Source organism: Noviherbaspirillum sp. ST9 (genome assembly GCF_048799745.1).
Classification (GTDB): Bacteria; Pseudomonadota; Gammaproteobacteria; order Burkholderiales; family Burkholderiaceae_D; genus Noviherbaspirillum.
Window position 1 is genome coordinate 1 of record NZ_JBLWFR010000075.1, and the last position, 728, is coordinate 728.

Here is a 728-nt window from a genome sequence, read left to right on the forward strand (position 1 = left end):
TACCACACCAGTATTAATGGCACTGTCAAGAACGACCGATTTTCCGTTGCTTAACAATAAACGAACCTTCCCGGCTCCCTTTCTGCTGCTTTTTGCCAGCTGCTTTCCCTGCCTCTCACTATTTCTAAAAACAAGAAATGTTACACCAATAAGAAGGACAACAGCGGCAGCTGCTGTCATCCATCTGAGCTTGTGGGTTTTCTTCTCAGTATGAAGCGTTTTCTCTTTTAGTCTTTGGAGCTCCGAGTCAACATTGACCTGATTTAAAATTTCGGAGACTCCTATTATCTCCCCTTCCTCGCTAAGGAGTTCCCATATCTTCCGGCATTCGGCATCCTCTTCCAACATCTTTTCCAGCAGAACTTCATCTGATGCTGAAATAATACCTGAGATTCTCTCAAGGTATAGCTGCTGTATATGTTCGTATTTAGAAGACATTCTTTATCTTATCGCTATGCATTACCGGTAAGTGTCCGCCTGGCCTTTCATCCTGCTCCTGAGGTTCTTCAGCCCGATTTTCAGATGTGTTTTTAATGAATTAATACTTATTCCCATCACATCAGCTGCTTCCTGATACTTCTTATCATTTAAATAGACCATCTGTATCGCTTCGCGCCTTTGCACAGGAAGTTCATACATAGCTTCTTTCAACCGCCGCAAATACTCATCTTTCTCCTCTTCTTTTCTTTCAAGGTGCTGGTCTGCGTGTAGATGAAAGGCTTCCTGAC

Annotated in this window: 2 protein-coding genes; both read right to left on the reverse strand. The window is 43.0% G+C overall.

Annotated elements, in window-relative coordinates; genetic code table 11:
- On the reverse strand, positions 1-438 hold a 438-nt coding region (locus ACNOHI_RS24825; protein WP_420477401.1), incomplete at its 3' end, for a hypothetical protein.
- 21 nt (positions 439-459) lie between these two features.
- Positions 460-728: RNA polymerase sigma factor (locus ACNOHI_RS24830; RefSeq protein ID WP_420477402.1), on the reverse strand; the 269-nt coding region annotated here is incomplete at its 5' end.